Genomic DNA, 20,063 nt, shown 5'->3' on the forward strand with positions numbered 1-20,063 from the left:
CCGCAGCCTCAGCCCGCGCGGTACCCGGTGTGGTCGGGGTTGTCTTTCAGCGCCCAGCCGTCGCCGTCCGCGACCACGAGGTTCTTCATGCCGCCCGCCTCTGCGATCACGGCGTAGTCCTGCCCCGCATCGGCCGCGTAGCAGAACAGCGTGACGAACGGCTCGTCGCCCACGTTCACGCTGCGATGGATCCAGTGGCCGGGCACGTTGACGGCCTGGCCTGGCGCGAGCTCGACGGCCGAGGTCTGCCCGTCGAGCGTCTCCAGCAGCATCACGCCGCGCCCGCTCAGGCAGTAGTACAGCTCGGCCCGATCCGCCACGGCGTGCAGATGCCCGCGGGTCACGGCGAACTCCTCCCCGTACAGGCCCGGCAGCACTGTGCTGGTGCCGACGATCAGTGCGCCGGGGCCCTCCTGGTAGCGCTGGTCGTCGACCCAGTAGACCAGGTCGTCCGTGCCGCGCTCGCCGACGGCATCCTGCCACGCCTGCTCATCGCGGTAGACGCCATCCATGTCACCGAGGTATTTCTCATAGCGGCGGGACCGCCCCTCTATGCCGCCCTGCGGCGAGATCTCCAGCAGGGTGGGGACATCCACGGCGGTTGGGGTGCTCACGATGATCTCCTACGACTTGTAACTACAGGACTTGTAATGACAGGTATACTCCAAAACAGCACGATCAGGAAACCGCAACCAACGAAGCAGGCACGCACGTGATCATCGCCCACGACCTCGGCACCACCGGGAACAAGGCCTCACTGCACCACGACGACGGCCGACTCGTGGCATCCACGACCGTCGGCTATCCGGCGCACTTCGCCGCCGGCGGCGTCGCAGAGCAGAACCCTCAGGACTGGTGGAATGCCGTCGTATCGGCGACCCGCGACCTCCTCGCCCGCACGGCGACCTCGTCGGCCGACGTGCAGGGACTCGTCGTCAGCGGCCAGATGATGGGCGCGGTGCTGCTCGACGGCGACGGCCGTCCTGTGCGCCCGGCGATCATCTGGGCCGACACTCGCGCCGGCGCACAGCAGCGTGAGCTCGAACGTGCACTCGGCGCCGAACACGCATATCGACTCCTCGGGCATCGACTCAACCCGACCTACTCGGTGGAGAAGGTCATGTGGGTGCGCGACAACGAGCCCGATGTGTGGGCCCGCGTGCGCCGCTTCTGCATCGCCAAGGACTACATCGTGCTCGGCCTCACCGGGCGCCTGGCGACCGACCGCTCCGATGCCTCCGGCACGAACGCCTACGACCAGCAGAGCGGCGACTGGTCGGACGAGGTGCTGACAGCGGCACGACTCGACCGATCACTCTTCCCCGAGATCCTCGACTCGACGGCGATCGCCGGTTCGCTCACGGATGCTGCCGCAGAAGCCCTCGGGTTGCACCCGGGTGTTCGGGTCGTGATGGGTGGTGGCGACGGGCCGATGGCCGCCGTCGGATCGGGCATCGTCGCACCCGAGGACGGCGCGTACGTGTCGCTGGGCACGTCATCGTGGATCTCGTTCGCGTCACACACGCCACTGGTCGATGAGGGCATGCGCACCTTCACGTTCGACAACGTCGTGCCCGGATCGTTCGTGCCGACCGCCACGATGCAGGCCGGCGGCGCCTCGATCCAGTGGATCAGCGAGGCGCTCTCCCCCGACCCCGCGAAGCCCGAGACGGCTCGGCTCACGGCCGAGGCCGGCAGCGATCTCGACACGGAAGACCTCTACTTCCTGCCCTACCTGCTCGGCGAGCGCTCCCCCATATGGGACCCGAACGCGCGCGGCGCCTTCGTCGGCATCGGCCGTCATCACACCCGCCAGCACCTCGTCCGCGCAGTGCTGGAGAGCCTGGGGTACAACCTGCTCACCAGCATCCATGCCTTCCGCGAATCGGGCGCGACGATCGACCGCATCGACGCCGTCGGCGGCGGTGCGCAGAGCGACGTGCTGCTGCAGATCCTCGCCGATGTGTGGGGCGTGCCGGTGCGGCGACGCACGATCGTCGAGGAGGCGAACAGCCTCGGTGCCGCCGTCACCGGTGCAGTCGGGCTCGGGCTCGCCGATTTCTCCGCCGCGCGGGAGCTCAGCGAGGTGACGGCGGAGTTCGTTCCGGATGCCGGGCGCCACGGTGTGCATGCGGCGCGGCACGCGCGCTTCACGTCCGCGTACGACGCCCTGGCGCCGTGGTTCGCCGCAGGAGCACGCTGATGGGCATCATCCTCGCCACGAGCCGCTCATTCTCGGACGGCGACATCGACCTCGTCGCGCGAGCGGCGGATGCCGGGCACGAGATCGTCCGAGGGCCGGCGCACCACGAGCTCCACACGCTCGCTCCGCTGCTCGCGATAGCGGATGCCTGGATCGCGGGCACCGGCCCCGTCACGGCCGCGCATCTGGATGCTGCACCGAACCTCAGGGTCATCGCCCGCTACGGCGTCGGCACCGAGGCCGTCGACATCGACGCGGCCGAGGCTCGCGGCATCCTGGTCACCAACACGCCGGGCGCCAACGCCGATGCGGTCGCCGACCACGCCGTCGGCCTCATGCTCTCTGCCCTGCGCTGCATCCCCGACGGTGACCGGCGCGTGCGCGACGGCGACTGGGGTGTGCGCCGCGGACGTGAGCTCGGCGCCGCGACCGTGGGCATCGTCGGCTTCGGCCGCATCGGCCAAGGCGTCGCCAGGCGGCTGAGCGGGTTCGGCCCGCGCATTCTCGCGGCCGATCCGTTCCTACCGGCCGAGCGCATCCGCGAACTCGGCGCCGAGCCCGTCGAAGTCGACGAGCTGTTCCGCACCGCCGACCTCATCACCCTGCACGCTCCGGGAGGGCAGCAACTCGTCGCGGGTGCTCTGCTCGACAGCATCCGACGCGGCGCGATCATCGTCAACACCGCCCGGCCCGACCTGGTCGACGAGCGCGAGGTCGCACACGCGCTGCGCGACGGCATCCTCGCCGGCTACGCCGCCGACACGCTCGACGGCGACACCGCGGCATCCGCCAGTCCCCTGCTCGCCCCCGAACTGGCCGACCGCGTGATCGTGACCCCGCATCTGGGGGCGCAGACGACACAGGCCGTCGACAACATGGGCTCCATGTCGCTCGACGACGTGATCGCCGTCCTCGCAGGGCGCGAGCCCGCCTTCCCCGTCATCCGAAAGGCCGCATCATGACCGCTCCTTCGTCCGATTACATGGGCTTCGTCGGCGTCACCACCGGTTCGTCGTCGATCATGAAGGTGTTCCCGCTGTGGGCCGACATCCTTGGTCTTCCCACCCGCACGCTCGTCGGGCACGACCTGCCGATGGACGCCGCGCCCGAGTTGTACCGCGCGATGGTCGAGCAGATCCGCGACGACCCACATCACCGCGGTGCGCTCGTCACGACGCACAAGATGAATGTGTACGCGGCGGCATCCGACCTGTTCGACGAGCTCGACCCGTTCGCGGTGTCGTGTTCGGAGATCTCCAGCATCGCCAAGCGGGGCTCACGCGTGTCCGGACGGGCGAAGGATCCGATCACGGTCGACCTCGCGCTCAACGACTTCCTGCCCGCCGACCACTTCGTGCGCACCGGCGCCGAGGTCGTCATCCTCGGCGCCGGCGGCTCGGGCACCGCACTCAGCTGGGCGCTCTCCGAGCGGGCCGATGCCCCCTCCCGTGTGATCGTGACCGCGCGCGACGACGAGAAGCTCGAACACCTGCGCGAGGTGCACCGCCAGCACGGAACTCGCGACGGGTTCATCGAATATGCGCGGACCGATGCTCCGGAAGATGCCGCCGCGATCGTCGCCGCAGCGCCTCCCGGATCGCTCATCGTCAACGCCACCGGGCTCGGCAAGGATCGCCCAGGCTCTCCCCTGCCGGACAACGTCGTCTTCCCCGAAGGCGCGTACGTCTGGGAGTTCAACTACCGCGGCTCGCTGGAGTTCCTGCACCAGGCGCGCGCGCAGGAAGCCGAGCGCGGACTGCATGTCGTCGACGGCTGGCGGTACTTCATCCACGGCTGGTCGCAGGTCGTCGCCGACGTCTTCGAACTCGATCTCACTCCCGAGGTCGTCGAACAGCTCGCGGAGGCCGCCGAGGGAGTGCGCTGATGATCCGCACGGTCCTCGGCGACATCGACCCGGCGCTGCTCGGGTCGACGAACTACCACGAGCACCTCTTCCAGGTGAGCCCGCTGCTACCGGGCGATGAGCTCGACGATGAGGATGCCTCGGGCGCGGAAGCCGCCCTGTTGAAGGGCAGCGGCTTCACCGCGATGGTGGATGCCACGCCGTTCGGCCTCGGTCGGAATCCGGAAGCCATCGCACGCATCAGCGCTTCCGCCGGGCTGCACGTCATCGCCACGACCGGCCGCCACCGCGAGGCGCACTACGGCGAAGAGCATCCGATGCAGGTGTGGACGGCCGAGCAGCTCGCGGAGCTCTTCATCGGCGAGGTGACAAGAGGGATGCCCGTGGACGACGCCGTCGTCTTCGAGAGCCCCGACGTACCGCTCGCCCGCACGCCCGGAGGCAGGCCGGTGCGCGCAGGAATGCTCAAGGGCGGGCTCGACTACTGGCGGATCAGCCCGTTCGAGCGCACCACGCTCGACGCTCTGGCCACCGCGCACCGTGCGACGCACGCGCCGATCATGGTGCACCTGGAGTTCTGCACCGCGGCGCACGAGGCGCTGGATCTGCTCGCGGCGGAGGGCGTGGCATCCGATCGGGTCGTACTCGCGCACGCCGACCGGGATCCGGATGCCGGGCTGCACGCCTCGCTCGCCGAACGCGGCGCGTACCTCGGCTATGACGGCTTCGCTCGGCCTCGCACCCGCTCGGATGCGGAGCTGCTCGGCCTGACAGAGCAGGTCGTGTCACAGGTGGGAGCTGACCGCATCCTTCTCGGCGGCGACGTCGCGCGCCGCACTCGCTACATCTCCTACGGCGGCATGCCCGGCCTCGCCTACCTCGGCGACAGGTACCTGCCCCGGCTGCGGTCGCTCATCGGCGCGGATGCCGTGGAGCGGATGCTGGTCGCGAACCCCGCCCGGCTTCTCACGCTGGCGTGATCCCGACGGCGCTGCCGCACACTTGCAGGTCGAAAGCACGGATGCAGGGTCAGAAACCGCATTCCTGACCTGCAGGTGTGCTTTTGGACCTGCATCTGTACCGCTCCGGGGCATCGCCCGACAGCGGTGCGGGAGCGCGCCCTCAGCGAGGCTGACGCGGGTCCCGCAAGGCGGACATCGCCGCAACCAGACTCTCGTGGATGTACTCGAGTTCGGGAGAGGAGAAGTCCGACCAGTCCTCCGCACCCGCTGCCCCGTCAGCGCCATCTGCTTCCCAGTCTGCACCGCCTTCGGCATCCGATTCCGCTGACCACTCACTCGCTGCTTGCGGCTCATGCCGGTACACCCACCACAGATTCCCGGACGGATCGGAGAAGCGTGAGAAGGTGTCGCCGAAGAAATCGGTGGGGCGGGTCACGATGCGCGCTCCCAGGCGCTGTGCTCGTTCGAGCGTCGCCTCCACATCGTCGACGTACACCTGAACGAACCCAGGGGTGAAGGGCCAGTCCGGCTTGCGGTCGGCGATCGTGATGACGGAGTCTCCGATGCGCAGTTCGGAGTGCAGGATGAGGCCGTCGGTATCGAGAGTACGTGCCTCCGCAACATCGACAGCACCGAAGACATCGATGAGGAATGCGATGATCCTTGCGGCGTCGTCAGTCATGAGGAATGGATTGATGGTGTTCGAACCTGCGGGTCGAGCGGGCACAGAGGTCATGATCGTCCTTTCGTCGCGGTCATCATCCCAGCCCATCAGGACATGTGGTGTCCTCGATCGAGAAGGCTTTTCGACGAAGAAGCGGCCCCTCACCCGAAGGTGAGAGGCCGCCCGTGACGCGTCAGATCACTCGTAGAGGACCGCTGCGATGTCCTCGTCTTCGATGTTCTTGGCGTCGTACCAGTACGAGCCGGTGTCGTAGAACTCCTCGACCGAGTCGCCGTTGGCCGCGTCGTATGCGGCCTGGACAACCTGCTCGCCGATGCCGATCGGGTCCTGCGTGATGGCGCCGGCCATGGTGCCGTCCTTGATCGCGTTGATCTGCGCGGCACCCGAGTCGAACCCGATGATGGTGATCTTGCCCTTTTCGAGGTTCAGCTCGTTGACGGCGTTCACGACGCCGATGGCCGAGCCCTCGTTGGTGCCGTAGATGCCCTTGAGGTCGGGGTGAGCGGCGATCATGGCCTTCGCGATGTCAGCCGACTTCAGGTGGTCGCCGTCGCCGTACTGGATGTCGACGATCTCGATGTCGGGGTAGTCCGCCTCGATCTTGTCGACGAAGCCGTCACGACGCTCGACACCGGTGGAGTTGATCTGCGAGTGACCGACGATGGCCACCTCGCCCTCTCCGCCGATGAGCTCTGCCATGTGCTCGGCTGCCAGGGCTCCGGCGACCTTGCTGTCGGTGGCCGAGAGGCTCAGGCCCACGTCGCCGTTGCACGGTGCGTCGAAGTAGACGACCGGGATGTCCTTCGACTTCGCCTGCTCGAGCGGGGCGACGCACGCCTCGGGGTCGAGGGCGGCGTAGGCGATGGCATCCGGGTTCTTGTCGATCGCCGCGGTGAGCATCTCGAGCTGCTGCGCGATCTCGGTCTCGGCAGCAGGGCCCTCGAACGTGATCTTCACGCCCAGCTCTTCGGCCTTCTGCTCGGCGCCCTTCTTGACGGCCTGCCAGAACTGGTGCTGGAAGCCCTTCGAGACGAGGGCGATGTACATCTCGCCGTCGCCGCTGCCGCCGTCTGTGCCGCCACCCTCTTCGATGACGTCACCGCCGCCGGCGCAGCCGGCCATGACGAGAGCGGATGCGGCCACGAGTGCCGCGAATGCGGTCTTCTTGCCAAATCGCATTGGAAACTCCATTGTTCTGTGTGTGCCGGACAAGCCGGCGCTGTGGTGGACAGGGAAGGAAACGATCAGGTTCGCTGGCGGTTGCGCAGCGAGTCGAGGAACACGGCCAGCAGCACGACCACGCCGACGACGACGTTCTGCCACTCGGTCTGGATGGACAGGATGCGCAGGCCGTTGACGAGCACGCTCATGATGAGCGCGCCGATCACTGTGCCGAGGATCGACCCACGACCGCCGAGCAGAGACGTGCCGCCGATGATGACCGCGGCGATCGCCTGCAGCTCGTAGCCGGTGCCGATCTGCGGCTGCGCGGAATCGAGGCGGGAGGCGATGATGATGCCCGCGATGCCGGTGAAGGCGCCGGCGAACATGTAGATGAGGATCGTCCAGCGGCGGGTGTTGACACCCGACAGGCGCGTCGCCTCCTCGTTCGAGCCGATCGCGAACGTGTAGCGACCGAGCAGCGTCTTCGACAGCACGATGGCGGCGATGATCGCGAGCACGGCCGTGATGAGGACCGCATTCGGGATGCCGGGGATCAGCACGCCGAGCGCGATCTTCTTGAAGTCCGGCGCGGACGTCGAGAAGTAGATCGGTGCGACGCCGGAGATGACCAGTGCGAGGCCGCCGGCGATCATCATCATGGCGAGCGTGGCGATGAACGGGGGCAGGCGCAGGAACGTGACGTTGAGACCGTTGATCAGTCCCATCAGCACGCCGGTCGCGATGCCGCCGAGGATGCCGACCCACACTGGCAGGCCCATGTTCGTGACGAACACACCCGTCATGACGGCGCACAGCGCCATTCCGGTTCCCAGTGACAGGTCGATGCCACCGGTGATGATCACGAAGGTCGTGCCGAGGGCGAGGATGCCGATCACCGCTGTCGACAGCAGCACGGTGGCGATGTTGCTGAAGGTGAAGAAGTTCGGGCTGGCGATCGAGAAGAAGATCAGCAGGACGACGAGCGTCCCGAACGCGAGCGACTGCTGAACCTGACGCTTCAGGAAGCCGGCGACGTCACGTCTGTCGGTGTCTTCGTTCACGGCCTGCTGGATGACGGTCGTCGTCTCTCCGGACTGCTGTGGGGTGCTCATCAGTCTTCCTCCCCGTGGGCTGCGAGTTGCATGATCTTCTCCTGGCTGGCTTCTTCGTTGCGGAGGGTTCCGGTGATCCGGCCGTTCGCGAACACCGCGATGCGGTTCGCGACACGCAGGATCTCGGGGAGCTCCGACGAGATGACGATGATGGATTTTCCGGCGTCAGCGAGCTGCTGCATGAGCCGGTAGATCTCTTCCTTCGCGCCGACGTCGATCCCTCGGGTCGGCTCGTCGAAGATGAGGATCTCGCAGTCGCGCATCAGCCAGCGGGCGATGACGACCTTCTGCTGGTTGCCTCCGGAGAGCAGCTTGACGATCTGGTTCACCGACGGAGTCTTGACGCGCAGCTGCTGCACGTACTGCTTGGTCTGGTTCTTGGCCTTGCCGTCGCCCATCCAGCCGAGCGCGCCCGCATAGTTGCTGAGCGAGGCGAGGACGGTGTTGAACGTGACATCCTGCTCGAGCATGAGACCGAGCTGCTTGCGATCCTCGGAGAGGTAGCCGACGCCGCGGCGCACGGCATCCTCGGGCTGGTGGATCTTCGCATCGCGGCCGTTGATCCTGATCGTCCCGGCGCTGCGCGGGTCCGCGCCGATGACCGCACGGGCGGTCTCGGTGCGACCGGCGCCCATGAGGCCGGCGAAGCCGAGGATCTCGCCCCTGTGCAGTTGGAACGACACGTCCTTCAGGAGCGTCTTCGTCGACAGGTTCGCGACATCGAGCACGATCGGCTCGTCCTGGTGCTCGCGGGCCGACGGGCGCGTTCCCTCGTCGATGACCCGGCCGACCATCATCTCGATGATCTTCGGGACGCTGATCTCGCTCTTCTCCAATGATCCGATGTAATGGCCGTCACGGAGCACGCTCACCCGATCGGCGAGCCTGCGCAGCTCGTCCATGCGGTGGGAGATGTAGACGATGCCGGTGCCGTCGGCCTTGAGCTGCTCGATGAGCGTGAACAGCGTCTCTGTCTCGCTGTCGGTGAGCGCCGAAGTCGGCTCATCCATGATGAGCACCTTCGCATTGAACGACAGCGCCTTCGCGATCTCGACCATCTGCTGTTCGGCGACGGTGAGCTCGCCGACCTTCTGACGCGGATCGAGGCGGATGTTCAGGCGCTTCAGCAGCTCAGCGGTCTGGCGGTTGAGCCGTCGTTCGGAGAGAAGTCCCGCCGAGGTGGGCTCACGGCCGATGTAGATGTTCTGCGCGACGGTGAGGTCGGGCATGAGGTTGAGCTCCTGGTGGATGATCGTGACGCCGAGCTGCTGCGCCTGCAGAGGGCTGGTCAGCTCGACCTGCTGCCCCTCGAACGTGATCGTGCCCTCGTCGCGCGTGTAGATCCCGGAGAGGATCTTCATGAGCGTCGACTTGCCCGCGCCGTTCTCGCCGACGAGAACCAGCACTTCGCCCGCGTGCACTTCGAGGTGCACATCCTTGAGTGCCTGCACGCCAGGGAAACCCTTGCTGATGCCTTCCACCCGGAGGATGGGATCGCTCATGTGCTCACCTGCTCCCTTGAAGGTCGTACTCGGTTCCACCATGGAATCCATTTCAAACATCGGATCAATTGTGCATGTCGGACCGCATCTGCACAAGTTGTATCTAAATGTACCTAACCCGATCCCATCATGGTAGACCTGTAATAACAACTTCGTCACGGATTTGCGCGAACGCGCAGCGAAAGGGAACGACATGCTCATCGGCGCGCACGGACTGGTCTTCACCGGCACCTTCGACGAGGCGGGCCTGCGACGCGCCATCGAGGGCACGAAACACGCGGGATTCGACCTGATCGAAATCCCGCTGATGGATGCCGCGGGCTTCGACTCGGCTCTCGCCGGCCGGATGCTGCGCGACAACGATCTCGCCGTGACAGCATCCCTCGGCCTCACAGCGGCGACCGACCTCACCAGTGAGGACCCGGCGGTCGTCGCAGCCGGAGTCTCGATGCTGGAGCGCTGCCTGGATCACGTCGCGACGATGGGCGGCGACGTGCTGTGCGGCGTGATCTATTCGGCGATGGGCAAGTACATGACGCCGCCGACGGCGAAGGGCACCGAGAACAGTCAGCACGCGATCTCCGCTCTCGCGGCGAAAGCGGCGGAGCGCGGCATCCGCCTCTCGCTCGAGGTCGTGAACCGCTACGAGTCGAACGTCTTCAACACCGGCAGGGGCGCGCTCGGCTACCTCGACGGCGTCGACGGGGATGTCAGCGTGCACCTGGACACGTACCACATGAACATCGAGGAGTCGGATTTCTTCCAGCCCGTGCGCGACGCCTCCAAAGCCGGAAAGCTCGGCTACGTGCACATCGGCGACAGCCACCGCGGTTACCTCGGCACCGGCACCGTCGACTTCGCGACCTTCTTCCGCGCGCTGCACGACGTCGCCTATGACGGACCGGTCGTGTTCGAGTCGTTCTCGTCGGCCGTGGTGAGCGCCGAGCTGAGCAACACGCTCGGGATCTGGCGCAACCTCTGGCAGGACTCGGATGACCTCGCCGCGCACGCGAACCGCTTCATCCGCGATGCGCTGCACGCCGTGAGGACGATCGACCTGCACTGATCCCCTACGCAGAGGCGTGCCCCACGACGCCCTTGCGCAGCAGCGCATTGCCGTACTTGCGCGTCTCGCCGGTGCGCACCATGAGGTACGCCGGCTTCGCGACCTCGTAGTACGCGAAGCGCTCGACGAAACGAGTGGTCTCGGCGCTCACGCCTGCGGCGTCCATGAGCTCGCGCTGCACGTCGAGCACCTCGCCGTCGGCGGATTCCATCAGGTCGAGCCCTGGCGCATCGTCGAGCGGGATCACCGTGCGGATCGCGGCCAGCACCTCGGGCGTCGTCGTGCCGGGCAGGTCGACCACGCGTTCGCCGAGACCCCAGGCGGGGAAATGCGCGTCGGCGATCACGACGGCATCCGAATGCCCCATCCGGTCCAGATGCAGCAGCAGCTCACCTGTGAGCAGCGGGTGGATTCCTTCGAGCATGTCTTGTCCTCGATCTCGGGTCAGGGCAACGTGTTCAGGCGGGGATGAGTCCGTCGGCGGCGAGCTCCGCCCAGAACTCGTCGGGGATCGTGAGCGCGGCGAGCGCGGCGTTCTGACGCACCTGCTGCGGGCGCGAGCTGCCGAGCACCACCGACTTCGTCGCGGCATCGCGCAGCGGGAACTGGATCGCCGCCGCCGGCAGCGACACGTCGTGCGCGCCGCAGACGGCGACGATGCGCTGAAGCCGGTCCCAGATCTCGTCCGGAACGCCGCCGTATTCGTAGCGACCATCGCGTGTCGGCTCCGCCTTCGCGAGCAGGCCGGAGTTGAAGACGGATGCCGCGACCACACCGGTGCCGCGCTCGTGGCACGCAGGCAGCACGTCGGCCGCCGCTGGCTGCTCGAGCAGGGTGTAGCGACCGGCGATCATGATGATGTCGAGGTCGGCCTCGCGCACCGATCGTGCCAGTGCCTCGGAGGTCATCGATCCGATGCCGATCGCCTGCACGCCCCCCTCGGAGCGGATCGCCTCGAGCGCAGGGAACGCCTCGGCGAGCGCGAGGTCGAGATCGTGGCGCTCCGGGTCGTGCAGGAAGACGAGGTCGATCCGGTCGAGTCCCAGCCGCTCGCGCGATTCGTCGAGAGAGGCACGGATGCCGGCATCCGAGAAGTCCCACACGCGCTGCAGGTCGTCCGGCACGAAGAAGTCATGCGCGGTGTCGAGGCCGCCGTCGAAGTCGGGGTTCGGGCGCAGGAGCCTCCCGGCCTTGGTCGAGACGACGAACTCGTCACGCGGCTTGGTCTGCAGGAACGCGCCGAGGCGTCTCTCCGACAGCCCGAGTCCGTAGTGCGGCGCGGTGTCGTAATAGCGGACTCCGCTCTCCCACGCGGCATCCAGAACCGCCCATGCTTCGTCGTCGGAGAGCTCACGGAAGAGGTTCCCGACGTTCGCAGCGCCGTATCCGAGTGCCGGCAGCTGCAGGTCAGTCGATGACATGCTCGCCCTTCCAGGTGTACTTCGCGATGCTCTCCGCCTTCATCTCCATGCTGACACCTGGCGCGGTGGGCGGCATGTACGAGCCGCCCTGGATGTCGGTGGGCACGACGAAGTGCTCGTGCAGATGATCGACGAACTCGATCAGTCTCCCCTCAAGGGTGCCGGTCACGGCGACGAAGTCGAACATCGACAGGTGCTGCACGGCCTCGCAGAGCCCGACCCCGCCGGCGTGCGGGCAGACCGGGACGCCGAACTTCGCGGCGAGCAGCAGATTGGCGATGTTCTCGTTGACCCCGGCCACGCGCACGGCGTCGATCTGCATGACCTCGATGGCGTTCGCCTGGAGCAGTTGTTTGAAGATCATCCGGTTCTGGGCGTGCTCGCCGGTCGCGACGCGGATGGGGGCGATGCCGCGGGCGATCTCGGCGTGACCGAGGATGTCGTCGGGGCTGGTGGGCTCCTCGACCCAGGCCGGGTTGAACTCGGCCAGCGCCTTCACCCACTCGATCGCCTCGGAGACCTCCCAGCGCTGGTTCGCGTCGATCGCGATCGGGAAGTCAGGTCCGACGACCTCGCGTGCCTTGCGGAAGCGGCGGATGTCGTCGTCGAGGTCTGCCCCGACCTTGAGCTTGATCTGGGTGAACCCGTCCGCGAGGGCCTCCAACGCGAGGCGTTCGAGCTTCTCGTCGGAGTAGCCGAGCCATCCGGGGCTCGTGGTGTAGCCCGGGTAGCCGGTGGCGAGCAGTTCGGCTTCGCGCTCATCCCTGCCGGCGACGCCTGCGCGCAGGATCTCGAGTGCGTCCTCGGGGGTGAGCGCATTGGTGAGGTAGCGGAAGTCGACCAGCGCGACGAGCTCCTCCGGCGTCATCCGGGCGAGCAGCTGCCAGAGCGGCAGGCCGGCGCGCTTGGCCTTGATGTCCCACAGCGCGTTCGTTACGGCGCCGATCGCCATGTGCATGACGCCCTTCTCAGGGCCGAGCCAACGCAACTGCGAGTCGCCGATGATCTCCCGGAACGTGGCGCCCATGTCGTCCAGCATCGGTTCGATCTCTCGACCGACCAGGTGTCCGGCGAGTGCATCGATCGCCGCGACCTGCACGTCGTTTCCTCGTCCGATCGTGAAGACGAACGCATGCCCCTCGACGCCGTCAGCAGCATCGGTGCGGATCACCGCGTACGCGGCCGAGTAGTCGGGGTCGGGGTTCATCGCGTCAGAGCCGTCCAGGCTCAGCGACGTGGGGAAGCGGATGTCGGTGGTCTCGAGTGCGGTGATGCGGCTCACGGGGAATCCTCTCCTCGTGCAGCACGAATATTCTGCACGGATCTCTTGGAGTGTAAACATCGGATGTCTATACTGTCAATCAGACGTGCCGCCGAACGGCGGCTTCCCCGAGAGGCTGGAGAACCATGAAGTTCGCGCGGCTTGGCGCCCCTGGATCCGAGATTCCCGTCCTGGTCGACGGTGATCGACACTTCGACCTCAGGTCGGTGACATCCGATGTTGACGGTGATTTTCTCGCCGGCGACTTCCGCGAGCGCGTGGATGCGGCCCGCGCCGCGGGCGAGCTCCCGGAACTCGAGGGAGCAGCGGATCTTCGCATCGGCGCGCCGATCGCACGCCCGAGCGCCGTGATCTGCATCGGCATGAACTACGCAGCTCACGCAGCGGAGTCCGGCTCTGAGCCGCCGAAGATTCCGATCATCTTCCTGAAGACGCCGAACACCGTCGTCGGCCCGAACGATGACGTCACGATCCCCCGCGGCAGTGAGAAGACCGACTGGGAGGTCGAACTCGGCATCGTCATCGGCGCACGAGCGGCGTACCTCGACTCCCCCGATGAGGCCGACGCGCACATCGCCGGCTATGTCGTGGCGAACGACGTCTCGGAGCGCGCCTTCCAGATCGAGGTCTCCGGCGGACAGTGGTCGAAGGGCAAGATCGCCCCCGGCTTCAACCCGACCGGCCCATGGCTGGTGACTCCTGACGAGGTCGACGTCGACGACCTCAACCTGAAGAGCTTCGTGAACGGCGAACCCCGTCAGGACTCGAACACCAGCGACATGATCTTCGATGTGCGCACCATCGTGCACCATCTCTCGCAGTACGTCACGCTCGAACCGGGCGACCTCATCCTCACCGGCACCCCGCAGGGCGTGGCCCTGTCGGGCAAGTACCCGTACCTGAAGCCCGGCGATGTCGTCGAGATCTCCATCGACGGACTCGGACACCAGCGGCAGAACTTCGTGGCATGGGAGGCGACCCGATGAGCGCTCCACTGGAAGGCCTCGTCGCGATCGTCACCGGTGGCGCTTCGGGCATCGGCGCGGCGATCGCCACCCGCCTGCACGCCGACGGGGCACAGATCGCGGTGCTCGACCGCGACACGTCCGGCGCCGACGAGCGCTTCGCCGCGTTCACTGCCGACGTCTCCGATCGCGCGAGCGTGGATGCCGCGGTCACTGCCGTCGCAGGCAAGTTCGGCCGCATCGACATCGTCGTGAACAACGCCGGCATCGGCGCCATCGGCGACATCAGCGCGAACGACGACGAGGAGTGGGCACGGGTGCTCTCTGTCAACGTCACGGGCATCGCACGCGTGACCGCGGCCGCACTCCCCTGGCTGCGCAAGTCACCCGCCGCTGCGGTGTGCAACACGGCATCCATCGCCTCCTCGACCGGCCTGCCCGCGCGCGCCCTCTACAGCGCATCGAAAGGCGCCGTCTCGGCACTGACCCGCGCCATGGCGGCCGACCATCTGCGCGAGGGCATCCGCGTCAACGCCGTGAACCCCGGCACGGCCGACACCCCGTGGGTCGGGCGCCTGCTCGATCAGGCCGCCGACCCCGGAGCCGAGCGCGCGGCACTCGAGGCGCGGCAGCCGCACGGGCGCCTGGTCTCGCCCGACGAGGTCGCCGCGGCTGTGGCGTACCTGGTCGGCCCGTCCGCAGCATCCACCACCGGCACGTTCATCGAGGTCGACGGAGGCATGGCGCAGCTGCGCCTGCGGGCGGAGTAGTCGCCGACCCCGACGCCCCGTCCCGCCGTCGACGCCCCCTCGTGTCGACGTGTTCACGAGGGGGCATCGGCGGTCAGAGGGGGCCTCGGCGAAAGGGGCGCGTCAGACCCGGTAGAACCGCTCGGCGTTGCTCCACAGGATCGCATCGACATCGACGGCGCGTGAAACGGCCCAGGATGTGACGGCATCAGTCCACGCGCCGATCGCGCCGGCATCCAGCGCCGCATCCGCGCCGCCGTTCCAACCGGATGCCGTGACCGCCGACACCGGCCAGTCGCTGCCGATCATCAGTCGGTCGGGCCCGAACGCCTCCAGCGCCGCGTCGAAGAACGGCTCCATCTGCGCCGGGCTCCACGACCCGCCGGCCTCGGCGGGCAGCCCGGAGAGCTTGCAGAAGACCTGTGAGTGCACGGCGAGCGCTCCCATCGCATCCGCCCACTCCGCAGACGGCAACGACGATGCCGCGGCCGTCCCCACCGCGGGCTTGCCGAGGTGATCCAGCACGATGCGAAGCTCCGGCATGTCCGCCGCGAGCCGGATCACATCGCGCATCTGCGCTTCACCGCGCACGCACGCATCGAACGTCAGGTCTCGTTCGACCAGCGCCGCCGCTCCCGCGCGGAACGCCGGCGTCGCGGCGAACCCGTCCGCCTCACCCTGCAGCAGATGCCGCACCCCGACGACGAGCGGGCGCTCAGCGACAGCATCCAGGTGACGAACCGTCGCCGCCCCGCGATCGAGCCGGGCGCCGGCGACGATCCCGCGCACACCGACCTGAGTGGCGAGCGAGGCGACCCAGTCGATCTCGTCGAGGTACTGCGCCTCGATGCAGTCGGCCTGCACGAACACGAAACCACGCTCGCCATCGACCGCGCCGACGGCGCTCGCCACCTCATCCGCCGCGAACCGCGCCCGCAACGGTCCCGAAAGCCACGGATAGTCGAGGAGCGACGGATCCCACAGGTGCAGATGTGAATCGAGAACGCGCATGGCACCATCCTGCCCCAGACATCCGATCAATCGCTAGGATGACGATCATGGCTGTAACCGATGAGGCGATCGAGAAGATCAAGTCGATGATCGTGTCCGGCGAGTTGTCTCCCGGAGACCGCCTCCCCCCGGAGAAAGAGCTCTCCGAACGCCTCGGCCTCTCGCGCAACTCGATGCGCGAAGCCGTGAAGGCTCTCGAGGTCATCCGAGTGCTCGACGTGCGCCGAGGCGACGGCACCTACGTCACCAGCCTCGAGCCGCACCTGCTGCTCGAGGCGATCTCGTTCGTCGCCGACATGCACGACGACGATTCGCTGCTCGAGATCTTCGCGGTCAGACGGATGCTGGAATCTCAGGCGACCGGACTCGCCGCGACCCTCGGCACCACCGAGGGGATCGACGCGCTGCACACCGAGCTGGACGGCATCGACTCCGACGTCTCCGTCGATGCGCTCGTCGAGCACGACATCCGATTCCACCGCGACATCGTCCGCATGGCGGGCAACACCTATCTCGCCAGCCTCATCGAGAGCCTCAGCGGCCAGACAGTGCGCGCACGCATCTGGCGAGGACTCACGGAACAGGGTGCGGTCGAGCGCACGCTGTCGGAGCACCGCGGCATCGCCGATGCGATCGCGCAGCGAGACCCGAACCTCGCCACATCGCTGGCCACCGCGCACATCGCCGGCATCGAGCGCTGGCTGCGCCAGGCGGTCGCCGTCACCGAGAGCGGCGCCGAGGCGTAGCATCCGCGTCGTCGACTTCCGCGGCCCGTCGCGCACGGCTCAAACCCCGATGCGCCCCATCGCGGCGTCGAACTCCACGGCAGAGCTGTCGCTCACCGGATGCTGCAGCACCTGATCCAGCACATCCGGCGCAGCCGTGAAATACGGCACACCCGCCAGTCGCAGCGACACGATGTCGTCGGCCGAACGCAGGCTCGCCGCCAGCACGTTCGTCGCGCTCCCCGCGCACACGGCCTGCATCTCGGGGATGAGCGCATCACCGTCGACGCCGGCATCCCGCAGGCGCCCGAGATACGGCGCGATGTACGCCGCACCGATGCTCGCCGCGGCGAGCGCCTGTGCGACCGAGTACACGGCGGTGACGAGCACGGTCGCACCGTCGGAGACCAGTGCGGATGCCGCGGCGAAGCCCTCGGCGGTCGCCGGAACCTTCACTGCCACTCGATCACCGAGCCCGCGAATTGTCTCGGCGTTGCGCAGCAGTTCGGCACGGGAGGAGCCCCAGGTCTGGAAGAAGATCTCCCGCGCGCCCTCCTCCGCCCACTGCGAGTACAGCGAGGGAATCTCGGCCGCCGTGCGGCCACCGCGCTCGAGGATCGTGGGGTTCGTGGTCACGCCGTGCACCACTCCGGCCGCGAGCAGCCGCGACACGCGTTCGGTGTCGGCGCTGTCGACATACAGGCGCGGGGCGATGGCTGCAGCGGGCATGGAATCGACTCCTTGTGACGAACCTGTCGTTACAAGTTCGGATTCGGCTAATGTAATGACAGGAAACGGCCCTGTCAAAGCGGGCCACGTCGAAGGAGCCACATGGCCACCCCCTCCACCGAAGGACGCAACGGCGTCGTCATCGTCGGCAGCGTCACGGCGGATGTGACCACGTTCTCCCAGCGCCTTCCCGCGCGTGGCGAGACGATCCTCGGCGATCATTTCACGCTGATGCTGGGCGGGAAGGGCGCGAACCAGGCCGTGGCGGCGGGCCGGGCCGGCGCGCGGACGAGCTTCGTCGGCTGCGTCGGCGACGACCTCTTCCACGACCTGGTCGTCGACGGGCTCACGGATGCCGGCGTCGATCTCACGCACCTGCGCACCGTTCCCGGTCCGACCGGCGTTGCCCATATCCGCGTCGACGCCTCGGCGCAGAACGACATCGTCATGGTGCCGCTCGCCAACGCCGAGCTGAACACCGATCAGATCGATGCCGCGCTCGACGCACTCGCTCCGTCCACTTCGGTGCTGTTGACCCAGCTCGAGACGCCGTCCGCGCTGACCGCGCACATCACCGCCAGGGGCCGCGAACTCGGCATGACGGTCATCCTCGACCCTGCCCCCGCCGCTCCGCTGCCCGCGGAGGTCTGGGCGAACATCGACATCGTCACGCCGAATGAGACCGAGGCCTCGATCCTCAGCGGCATCGAGGTGACGGATGCCGCGACCGCGGAACAGGCCGGGCGCTGGTTCCTCGACCACGGCGTCGCGGCCGCCGTGATCACCCTGGCGGCTCAGGGCTCGTGCGTCGTCACGGCCGACGGCGCGACGCTCGTGCCGCCGTTGCCGGTCGCGGCCGTCGACACCACTGCCGCCGGCGATGCGTATGCCGGTTACCTCGGCGCTGCGCTCGCGAACGGCGCCTCCCTGACCGACGCGGTCCGCCTCGCCACGGCCGCCGGCGCACTCACCGTCACGAAGCAGGGCGCCTCGCCGAGTCTGCCCGTCCGTGCAGACGTGGACGCCTTCCTGGCGTCCAGAGTCTGATCGCCAGAGACCAGGAGCCCGCGATGCGCAAGACCTCGACCACCATCAACCCGGCTCTGTCGCGCGTGATCAGCGAGACCGGGCACACCGATCTCATCGTCGTGACGGATGCCGGGTTGCCGATCCCGCCCGGATCCGAGCGGATCGACCTCGCCTATCGCCCAGGATCCCCGGCCTTCTTCGATGTGCTCGACACCGTGCTGGCCGAGATGGTCGTGGAGGGCGCGACGGTGTCGGCCGAGGTCGAGAAGCAGAGCCCCGAGGTGCTGGCCGGACTTCGTGAGCGGCTACCAGGCATCGAGATCGAACTCGTGCCGCACGTCGAGTTCAAGAAGCGGACGCACGGCGCACGCGCGTTCGTGCGCTCCGGCGAATTCACACCGTACGCGAACGTGATCCTGCACGCGGGGGTGGCGTACTAGATGGCCGCCACAGCCCCGGCCAGGCCGGCCGCAACCGACGCGATCGACCGGCACTCCGCCGCTCCGATGTACGACCAGCTGCGCCAGTTGATCATCGACGGCATCACCCGGGACGGCCTTCAGCCGGGCGATCCGCTCCCCGGCGAGCACCGACTGTGCGAGCGTTACGGCATCTCGCGCACGGTCGTACGGCAGGCTCTCGCGCAGCTCGAGCACGAGGGCCTCGTCGAACGCGTCAAGGGCAAGGGCACTTTCGTGTCGCGGCCGCGCACGAGCGAAGCGCTGGTCCATACGCTGATCGGCCTGTTCGACGACGTCGAGCGGCGCGGTGGACACGTGCACAGCGACATCCTGCGGCACGAGCGGACGGATGCCGATGCCGACGTCGCCGCAGCCCTCGAGGTGCCCGTCGGGTCTGCGGTCATCGCGCTGGAGCGGCTCCGCCACGTCGACGGCGAGCCGTGGTCGCTCTCGACGACGTGGATGCCGGATGCCGTCGGCGCCTTCACCCTCGACGTCGACCTGTCCGAAGCCTCGTTGTATCGCGTGCTCGCCGAGCACGGCATCCGCGCGACCGACGGCGTGCGCTCCGCCGAGGCGACCGTCGCGACCCACGACCAGGCTCAGCAGCTGGATGTCAGTGCGGGCTCTGCGCTGCTGCGACTGCGCAGCATCAGCCGGGACGCGAACGGGACGCCGATCGAGTACTTCGTCGCTCTGCACCGCGGCGACCGCTCACGATTCGAATTCCAGCTTCGCCAGGAGCAGTCCCAGGCGTCGCTGCTGCACGTCGACGGCGACGGCGGCACGTCGCGAGCCGGTACAGTCTCTCTCTGAGGGTGATTGATCTCCTCGGAAGGGACGACGATGGTCGACGAGCAGCCCCACCAGCATGACGATTCCGCACCGCCGCTGGCTGACCTCAGCACCCGCCCGAGTCCGGTTCCCGGCCCCTTGACGAAGCCGGCGCCCGTCATCCGTCCGCCGAAGAAGCGCCGACGCTGGGTGGTCATCGTCGCCGTACTGGTCGTGCTGGCAGGACTGATCGCGGGTGGCATCGCGTGGAGCAACTCCCTGCAGGCTGCACCGCAGACGTGGCATTCGAGCACCGCGCTCGGCGACGAGAACCCTGTGCTCCTCACCGTCTGACCGCA

The 20,063-nt window shown here is 67.7% G+C and carries 22 protein-coding genes; 12 read left to right on the forward strand and 10 right to left on the reverse strand.

Features of this window, described 5'->3' with window-relative positions:
* Window positions 1-8: 8 nt before the first annotated feature.
* Window positions 9-614: a glucose-6-phosphate isomerase family protein gene (locus IEV67_RS01835; protein ID WP_188434825.1), complete on the reverse strand. Its 606-nt coding sequence runs from the start codon at window positions 612-614 to the stop codon at window positions 9-11.
* Window positions 615-712: 98 nt separating this feature from the next.
* Here IEV67_RS01835 and xylB point away from each other — a divergent pair, with 98 nt between their 5' ends.
* The 4 genes from xylB to IEV67_RS01855 are packed head-to-tail and all read left to right on the forward strand — an operon-like array spanning window position 713 to window position 5,047.
* Complete coding sequence (gene xylB / locus IEV67_RS01840; protein WP_188434826.1) at window positions 713-2,203, forward strand: xylulokinase; 1,491 nt, start codon at window positions 713-715, stop codon at window positions 2,201-2,203.
* The gene (locus IEV67_RS01845; RefSeq protein WP_229702632.1) at window positions 2,203-3,165 is read left to right on the forward strand and encodes an NAD(P)-dependent oxidoreductase; all 963 of its coding nucleotides are present in this window, start codon (window positions 2,203-2,205) and stop codon (window positions 3,163-3,165) included. The genes xylB and IEV67_RS01845 overlap by 1 nt, the downstream gene beginning before the upstream one ends.
* Window positions 3,162-4,088, forward strand: coding sequence for a shikimate dehydrogenase family protein (locus IEV67_RS01850; protein WP_188434828.1), 927 nt, complete (start codon window positions 3,162-3,164; stop codon window positions 4,086-4,088). Before IEV67_RS01845 ends, IEV67_RS01850 begins: the two co-directional genes overlap by 4 nt.
* A complete protein-coding gene (locus tag IEV67_RS01855) occupies window positions 4,088-5,047 on the forward strand; it encodes a phosphotriesterase family protein (RefSeq protein ID WP_188434829.1) in 960 nt (319 codons plus the stop codon). Before IEV67_RS01850 ends, IEV67_RS01855 begins: the two co-directional genes overlap by 1 nt.
* A gap of 142 nt (window positions 5,048-5,189) precedes the next feature.
* On the opposite strand, the gene IEV67_RS01860 is transcribed toward IEV67_RS01855, so the two are convergent.
* The 4 genes from IEV67_RS01860 to IEV67_RS01875 all read right to left on the reverse strand — a co-directional run bounded on the left by IEV67_RS01860 (window position 5,190) and on the right by IEV67_RS01875 (window position 9,492).
* Complete coding sequence (locus tag IEV67_RS01860; protein ID WP_188434830.1) at window positions 5,190-5,765, reverse strand: VOC family protein; 576 nt, start codon at window positions 5,763-5,765, stop codon at window positions 5,190-5,192.
* 126 nt (window positions 5,766-5,891) lie between these two features.
* On the reverse strand, window positions 5,892-6,893 hold the full coding sequence (locus IEV67_RS01865; RefSeq protein WP_188434831.1) for an ABC transporter substrate-binding protein: 1,002 nt from the start codon (window positions 6,891-6,893) through the stop codon (window positions 5,892-5,894).
* A 65-nt stretch (window positions 6,894-6,958) separates the two neighbouring features.
* Window positions 6,959-7,990, reverse strand: coding sequence for an ABC transporter permease (locus IEV67_RS01870; RefSeq protein WP_188434832.1), 1,032 nt, complete (start codon window positions 7,988-7,990; stop codon window positions 6,959-6,961).
* Entirely contained in the window at window positions 7,990-9,492 is a 1,503-nt protein-coding gene (locus tag IEV67_RS01875) for a sugar ABC transporter ATP-binding protein (RefSeq protein ID WP_188434833.1), read from the reverse strand. Before IEV67_RS01875 ends, IEV67_RS01870 begins: the two co-directional genes overlap by 1 nt.
* Before the next feature lie 193 nt (window positions 9,493-9,685).
* Here IEV67_RS01875 and IEV67_RS01880 point away from each other — a divergent pair, with 193 nt between their 5' ends.
* Window positions 9,686-10,558 carry a sugar phosphate isomerase/epimerase family protein gene (locus IEV67_RS01880; protein ID WP_188434834.1) on the forward strand — a complete coding sequence of 291 codons (873 nt, stop codon included), beginning with the start codon at window positions 9,686-9,688 and terminating at the stop codon, window positions 10,556-10,558.
* A 4-nt stretch (window positions 10,559-10,562) separates the two neighbouring features.
* Here IEV67_RS01880 and IEV67_RS01885 read toward each other — a convergent pair whose 3' ends face one another.
* From IEV67_RS01885 to IEV67_RS01895, 3 genes are read right to left on the reverse strand one after another with little or no spacing between them, the layout of a single operon-like run.
* Window positions 10,563-10,982, reverse strand: a complete 420-nt coding sequence (locus tag IEV67_RS01885) for an RbsD/FucU family protein (protein ID WP_188434835.1) — start codon at window positions 10,980-10,982, stop codon at window positions 10,563-10,565.
* A gap of 34 nt (window positions 10,983-11,016) precedes the next feature.
* On the reverse strand, window positions 11,017-11,979 hold the full coding sequence (locus tag IEV67_RS01890; RefSeq protein ID WP_188434836.1) for an aldo/keto reductase: 963 nt from the start codon (window positions 11,977-11,979) through the stop codon (window positions 11,017-11,019).
* Window positions 11,966-13,261 (reverse strand): L-fuconate dehydratase, encoded by a 1,296-nt coding sequence (locus IEV67_RS01895; RefSeq protein ID WP_188434837.1) that lies wholly within the window; start codon window positions 13,259-13,261, stop codon window positions 11,966-11,968. The genes IEV67_RS01890 and IEV67_RS01895 overlap by 14 nt, the downstream gene beginning before the upstream one ends.
* A gap of 125 nt (window positions 13,262-13,386) precedes the next feature.
* Between IEV67_RS01895 and IEV67_RS01900 the strand changes: the two genes are divergently transcribed.
* Both IEV67_RS01900 and IEV67_RS01905 read left to right on the forward strand, forming a co-directional pair.
* Window positions 13,387-14,247, forward strand: coding sequence for a fumarylacetoacetate hydrolase family protein (locus IEV67_RS01900; protein WP_188434838.1), 861 nt, complete (start codon window positions 13,387-13,389; stop codon window positions 14,245-14,247).
* On the forward strand, window positions 14,244-14,996 hold the full coding sequence (locus IEV67_RS01905; RefSeq protein WP_188434839.1) for an SDR family NAD(P)-dependent oxidoreductase: 753 nt from the start codon (window positions 14,244-14,246) through the stop codon (window positions 14,994-14,996). The genes IEV67_RS01900 and IEV67_RS01905 overlap by 4 nt, the downstream gene beginning before the upstream one ends.
* Window positions 14,997-15,098: 102 nt before the next feature.
* Here the strand turns inward: IEV67_RS01905 and IEV67_RS01910 are convergent, their stop codons facing one another.
* Complete coding sequence (locus IEV67_RS01910) at window positions 15,099-15,986, reverse strand: amidohydrolase family protein (protein WP_188434840.1); 888 nt, start codon at window positions 15,984-15,986, stop codon at window positions 15,099-15,101.
* Window positions 15,987-16,033: 47 nt separating this feature from the next.
* On the opposite strand from IEV67_RS01910, the gene IEV67_RS01915 reads away from it, so the two are divergent.
* Window positions 16,034-16,732, forward strand: a complete 699-nt coding sequence (locus tag IEV67_RS01915) for a FadR/GntR family transcriptional regulator (protein WP_188434841.1) — start codon at window positions 16,034-16,036, stop codon at window positions 16,730-16,732.
* A 39-nt stretch (window positions 16,733-16,771) separates the two neighbouring features.
* On the opposite strand, the gene IEV67_RS01920 is transcribed toward IEV67_RS01915, so the two are convergent.
* Window positions 16,772-17,440, reverse strand: a complete 669-nt coding sequence (locus IEV67_RS01920; RefSeq protein WP_188434842.1) for a transaldolase family protein — start codon at window positions 17,438-17,440, stop codon at window positions 16,772-16,774.
* A gap of 102 nt (window positions 17,441-17,542) precedes the next feature.
* Between IEV67_RS01920 and IEV67_RS01925 the strand changes: the two genes are divergently transcribed.
* From IEV67_RS01925 to IEV67_RS01940, 4 genes are read left to right on the forward strand one after another with little or no spacing between them, the layout of a single operon-like run.
* Window positions 17,543-18,487, forward strand: a complete 945-nt coding sequence (locus IEV67_RS01925) for a ribokinase (protein WP_188434843.1) — start codon at window positions 17,543-17,545, stop codon at window positions 18,485-18,487.
* Between the two features lie 23 nt (window positions 18,488-18,510).
* The gene (rbsD, locus tag IEV67_RS01930; protein WP_188434844.1) at window positions 18,511-18,909 is read left to right on the forward strand and encodes a D-ribose pyranase; all 399 of its coding nucleotides are present in this window, start codon (window positions 18,511-18,513) and stop codon (window positions 18,907-18,909) included.
* Entirely contained in the window at window positions 18,910-19,746 is an 837-nt protein-coding gene (locus IEV67_RS01935) for a GntR family transcriptional regulator (protein WP_188434845.1), read from the forward strand.
* Window positions 19,747-19,776: 30 nt separating this feature from the next.
* On the forward strand, window positions 19,777-20,058 hold the full coding sequence (locus tag IEV67_RS01940) for a hypothetical protein (protein WP_188434846.1): 282 nt from the start codon (window positions 19,777-19,779) through the stop codon (window positions 20,056-20,058).
* Window positions 20,059-20,063 lie beyond the last annotated feature (5 nt).

Source organism: Microbacterium murale, assembly GCF_014635185.1.
Lineage (GTDB): Bacteria > Actinomycetota > Actinomycetes > Actinomycetales > Microbacteriaceae > Microbacterium > Microbacterium murale.